General features: G+C 36.7%; 13 protein-coding genes. 6 read left to right on the forward strand and 7 right to left on the reverse strand.

The genetic code is table 11. The features are described 5' to 3' along the window. Positions 1-188: 188 nt before the first annotated feature. Together OU683_RS01805 and OU683_RS01810 are read right to left on the reverse strand one after the other, a co-directional pair. A complete protein-coding gene (locus tag OU683_RS01805; protein WP_268134557.1) occupies positions 189-1,187 on the reverse strand; it encodes a nucleotidyl transferase AbiEii/AbiGii toxin family protein in 999 nt (332 codons plus the stop codon). Further along, positions 1,187-1,789 carry a DUF6088 family protein gene (locus tag OU683_RS01810; RefSeq protein WP_268134559.1) on the reverse strand — a complete coding sequence of 201 codons (603 nt, stop codon included), beginning with the start codon at positions 1,787-1,789 and terminating at the stop codon, positions 1,187-1,189. Before OU683_RS01810 ends, OU683_RS01805 begins: the two co-directional genes overlap by 1 nt. 450 nt (positions 1,790-2,239) lie before the next feature. Between OU683_RS01810 and OU683_RS01815 the strand changes: the two genes are divergently transcribed. From OU683_RS01815 to OU683_RS01825, 3 genes are all read left to right on the forward strand, one after another. Continuing rightward, a complete protein-coding gene (locus OU683_RS01815; protein WP_268134561.1) occupies positions 2,240-5,368 on the forward strand; it encodes a type ISP restriction/modification enzyme in 3,129 nt (1,042 codons plus the stop codon). After that, positions 5,365-6,654, forward strand: a complete 1,290-nt coding sequence (locus tag OU683_RS01820; protein ID WP_268134562.1) for a hypothetical protein — start codon at positions 5,365-5,367, stop codon at positions 6,652-6,654. The genes OU683_RS01815 and OU683_RS01820 overlap by 4 nt, the downstream gene beginning before the upstream one ends. Before the next feature lie 270 nt (positions 6,655-6,924). Continuing rightward, entirely contained in the window at positions 6,925-8,499 is a 1,575-nt protein-coding gene (locus OU683_RS01825; protein WP_268134563.1) for a hypothetical protein, read from the forward strand. 24 nt (positions 8,500-8,523) lie between these two features. Here the strand turns inward: OU683_RS01825 and OU683_RS01830 are convergent, their stop codons facing one another. Together OU683_RS01830 and OU683_RS01835 are read right to left on the reverse strand one after the other, a co-directional pair. Beyond that, on the reverse strand, positions 8,524-8,853 hold the full coding sequence (locus OU683_RS01830) for a hypothetical protein (protein WP_268134565.1): 330 nt from the start codon (positions 8,851-8,853) through the stop codon (positions 8,524-8,526). After that, a complete protein-coding gene (locus OU683_RS01835) occupies positions 8,834-10,555 on the reverse strand; it encodes a hypothetical protein (RefSeq protein ID WP_268134567.1) in 1,722 nt (573 codons plus the stop codon). The genes OU683_RS01830 and OU683_RS01835 overlap by 20 nt, the downstream gene beginning before the upstream one ends. 169 nt (positions 10,556-10,724) lie before the next feature. On the opposite strand from OU683_RS01835, the gene OU683_RS01840 reads away from it, so the two are divergent. From OU683_RS01840 to OU683_RS01850, 3 genes are read left to right on the forward strand one after another with little or no spacing between them, the layout of a single operon-like run. After that, complete coding sequence (locus tag OU683_RS01840) at positions 10,725-11,132, forward strand: helix-turn-helix domain-containing protein (RefSeq protein ID WP_268134569.1); 408 nt, start codon at positions 10,725-10,727, stop codon at positions 11,130-11,132. Positions 11,133-11,137: 5 nt separating this feature from the next. Beyond that, the gene (locus OU683_RS01845; protein WP_268134571.1) at positions 11,138-12,139 is read left to right on the forward strand and encodes a nucleoid-associated protein; all 1,002 of its coding nucleotides are present in this window, start codon (positions 11,138-11,140) and stop codon (positions 12,137-12,139) included. Next, complete coding sequence (locus OU683_RS01850; protein ID WP_268134573.1) at positions 12,132-13,433, forward strand: hypothetical protein; 1,302 nt, start codon at positions 12,132-12,134, stop codon at positions 13,431-13,433. The genes OU683_RS01845 and OU683_RS01850 overlap by 8 nt, the downstream gene beginning before the upstream one ends. A gap of 91 nt (positions 13,434-13,524) precedes the next feature. On the opposite strand, the gene OU683_RS01855 is transcribed toward OU683_RS01850, so the two are convergent. From OU683_RS01855 to OU683_RS01865, 3 genes are all read right to left on the reverse strand, one after another. Continuing rightward, positions 13,525-14,859, reverse strand: coding sequence for a tyrosine-type recombinase/integrase (locus tag OU683_RS01855; protein WP_268134575.1), 1,335 nt, complete (start codon positions 14,857-14,859; stop codon positions 13,525-13,527). Between the two features lie 337 nt (positions 14,860-15,196). After that, entirely contained in the window at positions 15,197-15,661 is a 465-nt protein-coding gene (locus OU683_RS01860; RefSeq protein ID WP_268134577.1) for a hypothetical protein, read from the reverse strand. A 45-nt stretch (positions 15,662-15,706) separates the two neighbouring features. After that, positions 15,707-16,378, reverse strand: a complete 672-nt coding sequence (locus OU683_RS01865; protein WP_268134579.1) for a BON domain-containing protein — start codon at positions 16,376-16,378, stop codon at positions 15,707-15,709. Between the last annotated feature and the right edge of the window lie 68 nt (positions 16,379-16,446).

The raw sequence follows: 16,446 nt of genomic DNA on the forward strand, positions 1-16,446 counted from the left end.
AGATCTTTCTTTAGTAAAAGACCACATTACAGCTGAGATTTTTGCCTCACAACATAGTATTAGTTCGGTAGATTTGGGCTTGCAGCACTTCGCTGCGCTGCGTTCGCTTTTGACCTTTGAATCGAATTTCGGTTATCTTACGAGCAAAATTTTAAGAAAGATTTTCTTTTAAATCGTTTCCCTGGTCTTCATTGGATGCCATTAACTCTTTCATTGAGTTGTCTTAATTTGATGAGAAGATTGTCGAATGACTCTGTGTTTCCGTAAAACATACTTTCTCTCATAGCCTCATAGTCACTTCTGTAATCGGTAAGGATATGATCAGGGGGTAAAAATTGGAGAGTCCCATATTGATGCCTTGAATAATCAACCCAAGATATTCTTGTAAACTTCTGTCTGTGCTCAACTATGGTGGAATACAACTCTTTGTCTGTAAGAGCGTCCTCCAGATATTTGGTTGCCATTAGTTTAGAAATGTCATATAAATGGCGAGTCATTCGGGCACTTCTGATCTTTCTTTCATTCGGCTTTTGAAACTCCTCATGCAGTAGAAACATTTTTTCTAATAACGTTCTCGAAGGAAGTACTGTGGGGATATCTACAGGCTTTCCCGCGAATTCTTGATCAGGAAAAATTTCACTAATTAAAGACCTCAATTCTTTTACCTCATAAGGTTCAATAAGTGATCGGGAGCTGATCTCAATTAAAATGCGGGGCTGTAGATATTCCTGTTTATCTACTAATGATTTGTAGCGCAGTTCAACTGCTAAGGGATCCGTATCAGACTCCTCAAACTTAGTCACCGAAAGCTCGAATTCCTTTACTCCCTGACCAGAAAGGGCCTCATGAAGGGAATGACAAAATTGTTTACTTACATATTTGCATGAGGCCTTTCTTAAATTTTTTATTTGTTGTCGACTCAAATCTCCATTAAACCCGAAGAAGGATCGATCTATGGCCAGATCTATATCTTCTGAAAATCTTTCAATAATTCCCCACGCTTTACTCAAAGAAGTGCCCCCCTTGAAAACCAGATGATCTTTCAGTTCGGTACTGAAAATGCCTCGTAAAGCGATCATCACCCAAAGATCTTTCTCTACAGCAACTGGAAGCAATCCTGTTTCCGAACTTACCTGCTTTATTATAAGTTCTCTGTCTTGTATGCTTAATTTAAACCATTCTTCCATTACTGCTCGATAGATTCTTTTATTATTTTTTTAATCCAAACAGGAGCCAGTTTTATGTCATGTTTCACTGTCTCCTGCTCTACCTGTTCAAGGACCTTTTTGATAGTGTTTTTTATTTCAGGAGTAATATTATCTTTTCCTAATTCCTTTAAGGCCTGAATCACGAGGATCATTTGATCATTTTTGAGGGAAAGTAATCGGGGAGACCCTTTTTTAAATTTGATTGTTCCTTTTTTTATTTTGATAGACCTTGGGGAACCATCAGTGAAAAAGATGAGATTCATAGGGACCTGTGTTGAGAGTCCTAATTTGTTCAGTGCCTGTTGTCCCGTGGGGATAATTCTAGCCTTATCTCTTTTTGCTATTGCTAAGGCAATTTCTTCTGTTGTAGGATGTACTATCCCAAGAATGGGATGCTCTCTTGGGTAGAGATATATACCGTGGGCTAATCTTTTAAGAATACCTTCGTTCTCTAGTCGATTTAAAGCTTTTCTAATAGCTGTGGACGAACCTAATTTGTCAAAATTTTCTGGGAAAAAAATTTTGCCCCTAGGGTAATTTTTGATGGTTCTTTTTACTTGTTTTTCAACTGATTCAGCCATTATTAGAAATAATATTTGTCACAAATATAGAATAAATTTGTGACAGAAAAAGCGAGTAATGTTATGTGCAATTGAAAGAAAAAGGAGGTGCCCTATGTATACATAGGGCACCTGGTTAAGAATTTTTTTACTGGATGCATTACTAGCTTTCACCTAAGGATTGGTCTAAAGTCTTTTTTTTGTTTTGAAAGCTAGTAATGCATCCGAAGTTAGATTAATTTTTTGATATAAGCAAGTATAAGAAAGGGCCGTTACAATTTGAAAACTTCAAACTTGTAAAAATAAGTGACATAGTCCTTCCTTAACGGTAATCTTACCTCTATGTAAAGAAGATATAGGAGTAAAAGAATGTGCTTTTTAAGATAATTTTATAGATTTACTACCCGAGCCGCAGAACCTACTTCTCCCTACCAGTTAGTCTGTAGCAACTAACTTCTAATAAGAAATTTAATGAACATACATCAGTATCTCGTAATTCTCAGTGATCGCTACAGATCGGGAATATCCAGAGAACATTCATACAGAGGAGATCTTGAAAATTTAATTCGCAGTCTTGTCCCCGAGATTAACGTGACTAATGAACCTACAGACGTTACCGACTGCGGGAATCCTGACTATGTTCTCACAAGAGGCAAAATTCCAGTTGGATACATTGAAGCGAAAGATGTAGGTAAAGATCTTACATCAAAGGTATACAACGAGCAATTTACTCGTTACCGCGAAGCTCTGGACAACCTTATCATAACAGACTATTTGTGGTTCAGGTTTTATAGTGAAGGAGTATTGGTTCACGAAATTCGTCTGGGAAAAATAGAAGAGGGGAGAGTCATTCCATTGGAGGAGAACTTCAAACAATTTGAGAACCTGTTAATAAATTTCTGCAGTTTTGTAGGCCAGACCATCAGATCATCCAAGAAATTAGCAGTGATGATGGCCAATAAAGCTCGTTTACTTCAAAGTATATTGGAGAATGCGATTACTTCAGATGAAAAAACGCAGGAAAACACTTCACTAAAAGGGCAGTTTGAGACTTTTAAAGAAATCCTTATTCATGATCTTACGCCCAAAGGTTTTGCCGACATATATGCACAAACTTTGGCCTACGGAATGTTTGCTGCCCGGCTTCACGATCCTACGCTGGCCGACTTTAGTAGACAAGAGGCGGCAGAACTCATACCCAAATCCAATCCATTCTTGCGCAAATTGTTTGGCTATGTAGCAGGTCCAGATATTGATGACAGAATAAAAATAGTAGTAGATAACCTCGCGGAAGTATTCAGGGCGACCAATGTGGAACAACTGCTCAAGAATTTTGGAAGCAGCACCCAGACGCAGGATGCGATCATTCATTTTTACGAAACTTTTCTAGCAGAATATGATCCTAAACTACGGAAGGCACGTGGGGTGTGGTACACGCCTGAACCGGTAGTCAAGTTTATAGTTAGAGCCGTTGATGATATTCTGAAAACCGAATTTAATCTGCCTCAGGGAATTGCTGACACGTCCAAAACAAAAATAAAAGTAAATACAGATGTTACCGACAAACGCTCTGTTAGCGGCTACAGACAAGTGGAAAAGGAAGTGCACAGGGTGCAGATCCTTGATCCTGCAACAGGAACAGGGACTTTCCTGGCAGAAGTGGTAAACTATATCTACTCCCAAAAATTTGAAAAGATGCAGGGTGCCTGGAGTGGGTATGTGGAAGAGCATTTGATCCCGCGACTTAATGGCTTCGAACTCTTGATGGCCTCTTATGCCATGGCACATTTAAAGCTGGATATGCTTTTACGGGAAACCGGCTATAAAACGAATGGTAGTACTCAGAGGCTTAATGTTTACCTCACTAATTCTCTGGAAGAATATCATAAAGATACAGGAACTTTGTTCTCAAACTGGCTTAGTATTGAGGCAAATGAAGCGAATCATATCAAGCGGGATACACCAGTGATGTGTGTTATTGGGAACCCTCCTTATTCTGGCGAAAGTGCCAATAAAGGAGAATGGATAATGAATCTTATGGAAGATTACAAGAAGGAGCCAGGCGGTAAGAAAAAGCTGAAAGAAAGAAATTCTAAATCAGTAAACAATGACTACATAAAATTTTTGCGCTATGGCCAACATTTCATTGAAAAGAATGGAGAAGGGATCTTAGCCTACATTACTCCTCATGGTTTTCTTGACAGCTCTGTACTCAGGGGTATGCGCTGGAACTTACTAAAGGCATACGATAAAATATACACCATAGATTTACACGGAAACAGTACAAAGAAAGAAACGGCACCGGACGGAAGTAAAGATGAAAATGTTTTTGATATCAAGGAGGGGGTTTCCATTAATATATTGGTGAAAACTGGGAAAAAAGACACTAAAGAATTAGGTAAGGTATTACATTTCCACTGTTATGGTAAAAGATTGGATAAATATGATTTTTTAGAAAAAACTAATCTGTCTCAAATCCCATTTGTAAATGTTGCAAACAGTGCTCCTAATTTTCTAATGGTTCAAAAGGATCTTAAATTAGAAGAAAGCTACAAAGAGGGATTTGAAGTAACTAAATTATTGAGTTTTAACTCAAGCGGTATAAAATCTCACGATGATAAAAATTTAATATCCATTACTACCGATGAATTAAAGAATAACATTGAACGTTTAGAACATGATTTTGATTCTCTAAAAATTAGGGAGTATCTATACCGGCCCTTTGACAAGCAATTTATCTACTATGACATAACCTTGTTAGGGAGAGCCAGGGAAAAAACTATACGACACTTTGATAAAGATAATATAGGGATCGTCCTTGTTGCAAGACCGGAATCCGCTAATATTGATGTTTTCGACTGTCTTTATCTTTCAAAAAGTTATTGTGATACGAACTTATATAGGAGAGGTGGTCCGAAAGTTTTTCCACTCTACCTCTATCCAGAGAAAAAAAATGAGCAGGAGGTATTTATCGACGGTAGATCAAGAACTCCAAATCTAAATGAGGAAATTATTTATGACATTGCAAATAAATTAGGACTAGAGTATACCTATGAAAAAGATGATTTACCGGGAACTTTCGCGCCTGTAGATCTACTGGACTACATTTATGCTGTTCTACATTCACCAACCTACCGGAAGACATACAAGGAATTTTTAAAAATTGATTTTCCTAGGGTTCCTTATCCGAAGGATCAGGAGAAGTTTTGGCAGCTCGTCAGGTTAGGCGGGGAATTAAGGACAATTCATCTGCTGGAAAATCCTCGGGTGGAGAACTTCATTACCAGCTATCCTGTTGATGGAGACAATAAAATTACGAGAAAAATCACCAATACCAGTCCAGGATTTGAACTCACTAATGAAGATGAGGGAACAGGAAAAGTGTGGATCAATGACAGCCAGTACTTTGACAATGTTCCGGAAGTAGCCTGGGATTTCTACATTGGCGGGTATCAGCCTGCTCAAAAGTGGATCAAAGACAGGAAGGACAGGAAGCTGACTTTTGAGGATATCCTACATTATCAAAAGATCATTGTCGCCTTGACGGAAACGGACAAGTTGATGAAGGAAATAGATCGAATTGAACTAGTTGAGTCATGAAAATAGAAAATTTCGATACTCAATATGCCCACTTTGAAGGAGAAGATATTTATATTTCAAGAGCTGAGAGTGGACGTAGGGGATATACCTGTATTGGATGCAAAAGGCCCTTAGAAGCGGTCATTCAAAGGAAGAACCCCGAGCATAAATCATATTTTCGGCATATAATTGATCCCAGGGAAAAACAAAGTTTTCATTGTTCCTTTAATAGTAAAAAATATTTAGAGAGAGTTGTTGAGAAAATCATCATCGACAAAGGATCAATTCTTCTTCCAAAAGTGTTAAAATATCCTCCTCTAGGTTCTTCTCATGTTCCTCTTTTACTGCGGGAAGAGAGAGTGTTTAATCCTTCAGAAATTAAGGCGCAGCAGACTTTTTTTCTAAAGGAAAGGGTTGAGGCCAAACCTTCTACAGAGGATAGCAGTCAGGTTAAGAAGAAACATATAAGACCCGATGTGGTATTCTATGGTGAAAATGGAGCTCCTATTTTATTTATAGAAATAATTATAACTCATCCCATTGATGATATAAAAAAAGCAAAACTGATTAACCTGGGCATAGATACAATACAAATAGACCTACCTCATGGAGATAAAGATGAACTGAGGGAAATAATTGAAGCAGGAACAAACACTAAATGGGTTTTTAACAATGAAGAATTCTATACAGACTACTTTTCAATTACCGGAGAGAATCGAAAAGAATTTCCGTCAATTAATGAGCAGCAAAGAAGTTTTTTTCAAGAATCTTCCACATGCAGAAGAGCCAGAATTAGAGAGCTTATACAATCAATTGAGCGATGTATGGAGACAGATAAATTTCTTGCAATTGAAAAAGAACTTGGAGCTGAAATTGTCCGAATTGGAGAACTTACAACAGCAGCTAAATCAAGACTGGGAAAAATGGAAACAGAGCAAGAAGCAGGATTATATTCAGAATTTGAACCGGAGGAAAATGGCCTTAGAGAAGCTGAAAAAGGAGAACGAGCAGAGTCAGAAAGAATTGAAGCGGAGCAAAAAGATTTGGAAGCAAGATATACTGCAAAAACAGAAAAACTTAGAGAAGAGGAATCAGCAATTCGAAGAAGGGAGCGAGATGTATTCGGAGCTGAAGACCCTATGGGAGAACTTCCAAGACGTATCAATGCAGTATCGGGTGATATTGACCGACTCCAAGGAAAAAGTGAAAAATGCAAAACCGAAGAAGACAAGATTAGCGATGAAGAAAGAAGAATTGATGAACAATTGGCAGAATTTGCTCGAATCGAAACCAGAATTTACAGCTAAGCAGCGGATTATTCTTTATGAGGAAATGAGTAGAAATGGATTTTGCAGAGAAAATAATTTATTTAATCCATGGGATATTCAGAACTCGTTAAAGTTTAAATAAATCAACATCAGGCTTTGAACGGTTAAGCTATTGTGACTTTTAATTCATCAAGCTACGTCATAAGCTATATTATAAAACATTAATAATCAATTACTTATTATTCGATTTAAAAAATTTGAAGGGGTATTTAAATTATTAATATTATACTATAAGGGCAGCGTGACATTATGAAGTATTTGGGTAATCTAAAGGAACAATTTCTTCAGGAAATTCTCTCTAAAAAAAAGGTTCTCGTTGGTAGCGAATTAAGCGAAAAGCTTAAAGAGAAATTCAATGTACGACCTGACAATGCAAGAAAAATAATCCAACGAGCTTGTGAAAAGAAACTGATAAATTCATCCCAGCCCATGAGTTTTGGGAAAGGACAATTTGCTTACTCTCTGGGTCCCACGAAACTCACAAAAGAAAAAATAAAAATAATTTCCAAAATTCACCGTCCTCCCCTTTTTCGTTTATTGGCTGGACTAGAAGTTAATGATGGTATACTATCGTACTACGAAGCCTTAAAGATAACGGCTTCTCCTTTAGAAAAATCCAGTACTAAGGTCGATACTCTTGAGGATCTTATAGATCTTTTACAAAAAGCTGAAATCCTTCAGATGAAGTCAGATATTAATTCAGTCAAGTATTTAATTTTTAATTCCAGGGAGGAAAACGAGAGTATAATTGAAAAGCATTTTGCGAAGATGCTTGTGGATACAGCCATGATAAAAGATATTTTAGCATGGTTTATTAAATCAAATTTGATAGACAACCAAAACATTATTTACCGGAACAGAAATAATCCCTTCAAGGGTGCTAAACACAATAATCTAATCTGGGATGCTTTCGCTTATACAAAAACCACTGGATTAAATCCGCGATCAGCCGAAAGTGGGTTTGAAAAACAAACTTTGGTGGCTTTCGATATTCTGATCAACAGAGATTATGAGGAGTTTGATCTCGATGGCTTTGTAAGTCGTATTCAAATCAATTTAAATTCTGTAAAAGAAGGTAAGCGTAAAATCCTGCCAATTATTATTTACAAAAAATGTTCGAATAAAGTTGAAAATAAAATCAAGAAATTAGGTTTTCTCAGCTATGACCTTGGTTCTATATATGGTTCAAACATTTTAAAAATATTAGAGAATCTTTCTAAAATTTCATTTGATAAAGAAGTTATTGAATATCAGAATTTTGATCAAATTATTGAAGATACTCTAGCCACTATTCATGATTCAGGACAAGAAGAACAATTAAAGGCTATCAAAGGGACCCTCTTTGAAGTGATGATGTATCAGGTTTTGAGAAACAAATATCCCTCATCAGAAATTCAGTCTAATTATTATTATAGAAGAGGCAAAGGACAAGTTACTGAGGGTTATGAGTATGACTATGTAATCAGATCATCTAATCCAAAGGAAATAGTGATTGTAGAGCTCAAAGGTTATAAAGCAAATTATGAAATCCCTTTAGGTGACTCTAAAACAAAAGGATCAATTAGCTGGTTTTTCCGAAAAACTTTACCTTTTATAAAGGAGAAATTTCAGAACGATATTTCTGAAGGTTACCAGTTCCGAGGATGTTATATTACAACCGGCGGCTATTCTAAAGATGCCCTGGATTCCCTGAAAAAATTAAATGAATCGAAGCTGAAGCCGAAGGATCTTGAAATTTTTTACGATAGGAAAGAATTGCTAAACCTTATGGAAACTAAAAATTTTCATCAATTAAAGAAGATTATTGAAAAATTTTATGCTTAGGTAAATGCTGAAAAAATTCACAATTTAAGACTTCTTATCTCCTACTATCCCCCTCAACTCATCCAAAAGATCTCCCTCTTCAACGGGAATCATTCTTGAGGCAAGCTCTAGCACATCTTGAATGTTATGCTTGGGATTACGATCTGCGGAATAGGCTTTAAAATCTCCATGCTCAAGAGAATTGATGCATAGGTAGAGTAGGGAACGAATGGTGAACAATAATTCACCATAACCTTCTACGTAAAGCAGATCGACCTTATATTTTCCCTTGTAGGTGTCGTGCGGCTTTAGTATTACCAGCTTATTTTTTAGCAACTCTACCATTGCCTGTTCTTTAGTTTTCTGCGTTTTCATTATTCTTCTCTTTTAGTTCTATCTCCAGTGCTTTTATCTTTTCCTCGACAACATTCTCCATCTCATTAATAAAAGCCTGACTTCTGGTAAGGAGAATATCTGTATCTACAAGACTGTGCCGGTCACTTGTTTTAAATTTTAGGTCTTGAGTAGAATTGATTAACTTGTTGAACAACCTCTGATCTTCTTCATACTTTCTGGGGAAACAAGAATCAGGAGCATCTGAAAAGTTGCTGCAAAGGTCCAGGAGGTATTCCAGCTTTGTATTATCGGGACGCAAACCTAGGATTACGTAAATGGCTCCCAAGCTGATTTGCTGTAGGGCAAGATGTTGCAGACTCAGTTCTGTGGCATCATCGTCTCCTTCAACTTCGGAGGTAGCTCTCAAGAAGCCGTGAGCTCTACTTTGACGGATGGAAAAATCTCTCTTGATTTTCTGTATATCTTCTTCAGACGGTTTTACCTGGTCTGGTATTTCTATTGAAAATTGAGGATCTGAATAGACAAGTGTCCCTTCTTTTAAAATGCGGTGAAGAAATAAGTTTCCCTTACAAAGGGCCTGCTCTATCCTTTTTGGAGTTGTGACTATTATGGAGGTGGTAATTAGCCCCTTGCTTTTCTCAGTAATCAGCTGGGAGATTCTACTTGGATAAATACCGACTGTATCATTGGTCACCACTAATAGATCATAATTTAAAAAAGAAGTAGTTTGAGTTCCTTCAAAGTTTTGTCTCACTCTATAACCTTTCCTTTTCCCAAAAGAAACGATCTTTAGTGGAGTTACCATTTCAGAAACGGTCTCCTTTAGAAGTTTAAAAACCTTTTCCTCATCATCACCTAATGAGGGATCCACTTCGACTTCAGCAGTTCTCATATGTATATTTTCTCTTCCTTTAGCCAGGAGTTTTTGACAACCCTCAAATCGGAAACTGAAAATTTCCCTTACCTGGTTCTCCATTATTTGAGCTCTTTCCTCTAAAACCTTTATTTCTCTTTTGGTAACATCAAATGCGGAATGGTACCGGCTCTCGCTGTATGCTCTATCTAAAACTTCCAGTAATTGAAGTTCGACTCTCTTGTCTGTGTTGAAAATCGGGCCAGCGCCATGAATGAATGGATGGGCATAAACCAGATGATTTTTAATTTTATGGCAAATCAATGGTTTTCCCATTGCAAAAGTCTCCATGCAGCGATAGAGCCATTCAATTTTTTGATGAATCAGAAATGCTGCGCCAGCCCATTCTTTTCTTTTCCTGTAAAAGCTAATTCCTTCTGTAAAAGAACTGATTCGGTTAATTTCCCTTTCGAAGTTGGAGGTAGCCTTTTTTAGAAGAAATTCCACATTTTCCCTTTCTTCATTTAAGGAGATTACAGAGATCTGCGATCCATAAATCGGCTTTCCTAAGAGGCAGTTCTTAATAAAGTACAGATTGCCTTTGCTCAATTCTTCCTGTGCATAGGTAAAGGAATATATCCTACGTCGTTTGCTCGGGAGAGTCTTCAGTATCTTCTCAACTTGCGAAGAAAGTTCTGTCGAATTCATCAGACAATCTTCTTTTAAGATGGAAGTAACAATTATACCTTCAAAAGGATCTTCTAAAAGATATACCTGTGCGACTTCTTCTACTTCTTTTATTCTCCTTCTGAATTCCTCCATTGCAGCAGGGTCAATAGCTTCAAAATTTTCAACAGCATGTTCCATAATTTTCCTAAATTGGCGTTAATATTCCGACTCTTTAACTTCCCTACAAGCTATATCGAGTTGGTACCGTACCAAACCAGAAACACTGGTACTTTACCAAAGAAGGATTGTATTTTACCAATTTTGGAAAACAGCGAATTATTTAAAAGAAGAAGTTTTATTTTTAAGTATGGAAACAGCAACTAAATCTAACCACATTGGCCGTAAAATCAGCCGTATCCGGGAACTTCGAGGCATGAAGCAGGAAGCTCTTGCCGCAGAACTTGGTATCAGCCAACAAAGTGTATCTCATCTTGAACAAAGCGAATCAATAGAGGAAGAAAAACTGGAAAAAGTAGCTAAAGCCTTAGGAGTTACTAAAGAAGGAATAGAAAATTTTTCTGAGGAGGCAATTCTGAACATAATTGGGAACACCTACCATGTAGACAATTCATCTGCCGTGAATTATGGATGCACCTTTAATCCTCTCGACAAGTTAGTAGAAGCCTACGAGGAAAATAAAAAGTTGTACGAAAGACTGCTCGAGGCGGAGAAGGAGAAGGTTTCCATCTTGCAAAAGTTCTCAAAACAGTTATAGGTAATATGGAGATATCCAAAGTTGTAATTCATCAAATCGCCAAGGAGCAGGGAGTTAATTATACTGAGCTTTACGAAACAGACAATATCCTAAAAATAAATGAGAATGTTCAAAATCTAATTGAAAAATTGAATGAAGCTTTTAAGAAGGATGAAAAAGTTATTCGTAGCGAATTTTTAGAAGAAAGAAATGATTTTCAGGAAACAATTAGAACATTTGTTGATGATGAGACTGAAGAAGCTTTTCTCCATTTCACTAAAAGGTCAATCAGAAGAATCAACGATTTATTGACAGGTTCTAATCTTGCTACTGGCGGATACTTTGTTTATGCCGATTATAAGAATAACGGTCTGGACTATGTGGGGGTATTTTTAGTTCGTGATAGTGAAGAAATCATTTTCGACAAAGATGAAGATGGAACGTTTATAGTAAACAAAACAGTTATTATAAATACAAAAAAGTTGGCCATGGCGGCCAGAATAAACAAGAATAAGCTCCAAAAAAATAAAAGCAGGTATTTGCACTTCACCTTTAAACAAGCTGATATATCAGATTATTTCGTTAGTTGGATTGAAGTGCGTCTATCAGAGAAGAACTTAGAGGACACAAAAACTCTTGTCAATTTGATTAATAATCATGTTGAAATGCCGATTGACCCAGCGACGCAAGCTGTTTATGAGCCAGAAAAACTTCGGAATAGTGTTTATGACTATATCCAATCAGTTGGAAGAGTGGTGAAAATAAGTGAATTGAGTAGTGCGTTTTGGGATGACAAGGATTATTTGGCCACCGTCATAGAAAATAATAACATAGATATCAATCAAGAGTTCCGGGCTGTAGCTTCAATTCTTTCCAGATTTAAAAAGTATTCTATATCTTCCGGCAAGATCCGAGTGAGTTTCTCCAGATCGGATATTGATCAGGGGCGCATATACTCTGGAGAAGGTAATCTCTTGGTAATAGATAACCAGGTTCTGAAAAATAAGTTTCAGAAGTTAGATGAATAGTTTAGAAATTTATCGATTTCTTTTTCAAAATCCAGAATTTGAATGGTTCTATCATGAAACCGAAACCAAAAAGCTGGAATTTCCCGAGGACAACAATTTAGAAGTCTTTCTCGACGACATCGGAATTTCAGTTGAAATAATCCAAAATAAAATAGCGTTTGAAAAGTATCAACTCCCATTTACTTTTTTCAACAGTGTCGTAGAATTTAACAAGGAGATCAAGGCAACAGCTTTTGATAATGATATTGTAGTTCACAAAATCAATGATAACGATTTTCTTTGGTATGATCATGAAGAAAAGAAAAGTAAAGTAAATGGTGAAGTAGCTTCAGACACTTTCCTAATGCAAAATGCGGAGAGTTATTTTAGGCTTCTGAATTTTTTCAAGGCTGAGGCTCGAAAGGAGGCTGATGACATTTTCTCTTTAGTAGATTTCTTCTCAGAGAGCAATAGAAGTTTTGTTCTAACTGCCTTCGCTGAAAAAAAGCGATTAGTTATAAGATACCCCCAAAGGGGCCTTCCTGATCTTAATGAGATGAAAAATATCTCAACTGATGTACAGGATTTTTTAGATCTATACGAATCCAACGATCAATTTCCCATTTTTTTGAAAAACTCTCTTATCGATAAATGCTACAATATTTCGGGCGATAAGTTGTCCTGTATTTGTCATCAGTTGAAGGAAGTTGTCCAGGAAGCTAAACTTAATTTCAACGTTTACCTTCATGGTATTTCTTTGGAAAAAATAAAAGCTGAATACAAGGAGTATAAAAACAAATATTATTCGGGTCAGAATGAAGTGCTAAACAAAATTTCAGGACAAATTTTAGCTCTTCCTTTATCTGTAGCTGCTTCTGCATTTGCCATAAACCGTCTAAATGATTCTGAAACGGGGATATCTTTGGTTCTGACGGGACTCTTTATCTTTACTGTCTATATAAGCTACTTGATCCATATATATTGGAAAGATTTGATTTCAACTAAAGTCCAGATGGACTACGACTTTTCATTACTGAGCAGTCAATCTTTTTTTGAAGAACATGTGGAAGAACTTGAACATTTTAAGGATATCAAAATAAAACTACATGACAGAATTAAACGTCTTTCCTCTGGTTTAAGAATTTATTCATTTTCTATTTGGTTCTTAAACATTTTACTTTGTATTTATGGCCTCAATTTTATCTTTCCTAGCGCAACAGTTACTCAGAACCTGATGCTTTTCTTAGGCCTTATGCTCATCTTTGCTTGCGTCGATACATATTTGATTTTTTCTGAGGACTCTAAATCATTATAAGGAACAGACTTTTCTGCAGGAGTATAGAAACAATAAAGATCCTGCTTTATCAACAAAAGAAGGTTTTAAAATTTGTTTGAAACTTTTATCACTAGTGAAAATTTATTACACTCTCCAATGCATCATCTGCCTCTTTGTGAATAAAATTTGCCTGATAATTTAAGGTGGTTTTGAGGTCACTGTGCCTATAAAGTTTTTGGAGCATGAGAGGGTGGATTTTATCGCCTGCTATGTTTCCGAAAGTATGGCGGGCAATGTGATTAGAAAGGTTTTTGTCTATTTCACATTCTTCAGCTATTCGCTTCAGAAATTTATTCAAAACTTTGGTAGCATTCCTCATTTTTACAAATACGCTTTTCTGATCCTGTGGATCTGCATCTTTTAAAAAAGGGAAAATGTAGCCGTTGTTTTCCTTTTTATCCTCCAGGTATAGGTTAAAGATAGCTTTGGCTTTGTCCGGAACTTTAAAGCTCAGTGGCTTTTCATTTTTATTCATCACATAGTAGAGGCGACCATCCTTTATGTCTGACCATTTAAGTGCTACTACATCTGAGATCCTTATACCTGCAAAGTAGAATGAAACAAGCCAGATATTCCTGGTATGCCACATAGAAGAATGGTTTTCCGCCGCAAGATTTTCTATTCTGGTCACTTCTTCAGAGGTTAAACCTATTTTGTTCCCTGAGCCTATCCTGATCTTTTCTTTGTCGCCCGCAAAAGGATAATATTTGGGAGAAACAATTCCATCTTTTATGGCGACATTGAAGAGCGTTCTAATGAAAATAAGTTGATTGGTAATAGTTCGGGTCTTGTGCCCCATATAAGTGGAGCAAAAGATCTTGTACTTATTCAGAAAAGATTCATTGATTTCCCGGAACTCCAGCCGCGTATTCTTCTTAAAATAAGAAATGGCATCCTCGAAAGTAAGTTGACCTTTTCTGGTCTTACTTACTCTTAAGCGTCTCCGTTCCTTTATTCCTTTTATGACTTCTTCTTTCTTCAGAGAGGTCTTAAGGTTTAAGAACTCTTCCAGGTTGTAAAGAATAGATAACTCAGATTTTGCGACAGAAAAAGTTCCTTTGTCGTGCTTTTGCTTTACACGTTCGGCGGCTACAGCTAAGAAAGATTGCGAACCTCCCGGTCCTTTGAGCTTATTTTTGATTTGCTTGGGTGTCAAATCATCTTCTGCATGAAAATACAGATCCTGAGCCTCAGTAATTTTCTTCATCAGGAAATGGTTCAGTTTTTTATGGTTAGGGTGACTCTTCTTAACCTTTTGAAACTTTTTATCCCAATCCTTCTCCAAAACGTAGTGTCCCAGCCAATGATAATTTGTCTTATAATTTTCACTGATTCTAAGAGCAAGAGGAATAGTTCCATCTTTCTTGATCATGTTTTTGCGAAGGACAACTTTTATACTGGCCATAATCCACTTATTTTTAAACTATTAAAGATAGTTAAAAGTTCAAAAAACTAGTACAGAATAAGTACAGAATAATTTCATTTTAACCCCTTTTTTTTGATATCTGTAAAAATGGTAACCTCTGTAAACAATAGTGTTTATACGGGTTTTTAGAATTTTGATGTTTTCCTAATTGCAGCTCATAACCCGAAGGTCACTGGTTCGAGTCCAGTTCCCGCTACTTGCAAAACCACCTTTTTAAGGTGGTTTTTTTTGTTTCTTATTCTTTTATCGTCCTTGCTACTATTTCTGCAAATCCCGCTCGAATGACAACGAAAGCGGAGAGTGCTCTTCTGCAAATCTAATAAAGATCGACGATGAAATATTCCTGGTCTCCAAAACGGAAACTTTCCCCTTTCTTTTTCCCCGTCATTTCCTGAAAAATCGGAGAATCCCTTGATATTCCGAGAAAGGATTTTCCATTCACATCAAAATTCTCAATACTAACCGAAGGAAAAAAAGTGGCCTTATCGGTTTCTACAATACTTCCCAGAGCAACCCGGTCCTTGATCCCTAAATTTTCTTTTAATATTTGCAACAGATCCATTTCCTTTAGAACAAAATTTAATTCCCTGTCTAAATTCTCGATCATTTCACTGCTTCCACTGTTGAATCCTCCCTGTCCCAAATCATATTGATCTTCATTTACGGCCATCTCACTGTTTTTCATCTCCTGAATACTTCCTCGGAAATCATTAATGATTTGTTTTTGCCGATCTATTGCCTTCTCCAGGACTAATTCTTTGTACTTCAATTTCGAGTTCATAGTCATAAACTTTTTTGATTCTTTTTTAATTAGATCAACTACGTGTTATTCCACATAATCCTGAGGCGTTTTAATAAGAATATTATTCTCAACTTTATTAATGCCTGGTGCATTTAAAGCAATTTTTTCAGCTTGTTTCTTTTCAAGCCAGGAATGAACAGAGCCGGATAAAATAATTCTGTGTCCTATCAACTTTATATCAATATGATCAGCGTCAATAACAGCATTTCTTTCAAAGGAGTCCCTAATCTTCCTTTTTAGATCGTCCGGTTTTGTAGCGGGTCGTACTTTTAGATTATTTTTCACTCCTCTGACTCCAGTCAAAAACTGAATTGCCTTTTGAGCTGCTTCCCGCTGATAGTTCCAATCAACTTCACCCTCCAGGGTAATAAAGCCTTCCTCTACCTTTAGGTTTATTTGTTCAAAAGGAACCTGGGAATGGCTCTTCAAATGATTTAAAGCAGCCTTTGCGATGGTTTCATCCGAACGTTCATTTGATTGGGAAATTTCGGTCTTCAGTTTCTCAACAACCGCTCGCACCCCCCGAACCTTACTAACTGCTTTTTCCGCAAGTAATTTCTCATAATAAGTACCTACTCTTCCACTAAGAGTTACTATTCCATCTCTTACAGCAATTCCGATTCCTGTGGCGTCGATGTGAGGTTCCCACTCAAGTTGCTGGACAACCTCCTCTTTAATTTTTTGATCAGCCCTCATGACATTTTTGTTTAATTAAAAATAAAGCGAAACCTTTTTCATTATCTAAATACAAAATGGTTATACCG

The sequence above is a fragment of the Salinimicrobium sp. TH3 genome, from assembly GCF_026676115.1.
Taxonomy (GTDB): Bacteria; Bacteroidota; Bacteroidia; order Flavobacteriales; family Flavobacteriaceae; genus Salinimicrobium.